We start from the raw sequence: 575 nt of genomic DNA on the forward strand, positions 1-575 counted from the left end.
CTCTGCTGTGGTAATTTACCACCAGTGTGAAGACATCGAGCCGCACAGCATCGCTCTTTATTCTTTGGCCAATCACCTCATGTCGGCAACCTTCTTTCATGAGATTCGCACCAAGCAGCAACTCGGCTACATGGTCGGCACTGGTAACATGCCACTGAACCGTCATCCGGGGATTGTGCTTTATGTGCAATCACCAAACGCAGCTCCTGCGGAATTGGTCACCTCTATCGATGAATTTTTAAATGCATTTTACATGGTGCTTTTGGAGCTCAACGACTACCAATGGCACAGCAGTAAGCGTGGCCTTTGGAACCAAATCGCAACCCCAGACACGACTTTACGTGGACGAGCGCAACGCTTGTGGGTCGCAATAGGCAACAAAGATACCGAGTTTAATCAACGCGAAAAAGTACTAGCCGAGCTCAAAAAGCTAACAAGAGCAGACATGATTCGCTTTGTCGTTAACGAACTGAAACCGAGAACAGCAAACCGCTTAGTCATGCACTCGCAAGGCCAAGCACATGTCGATGCTCCTCGAATTCACTTAGGGCAAGAAATTGGCTCTATCGAAGAAT

The 575-nt window shown here is 48.2% G+C and carries 1 protein-coding gene; it reads left to right on the plus strand.

The features are described from left to right. Nucleotides 1–575 (plus strand): insulinase family protein (locus R7044_RS26940; protein ID WP_225456195.1); only part of this gene is annotated, 575 nt, incomplete at both ends.

The organism is Vibrio sp. 1402 (assembly GCF_033340275.1).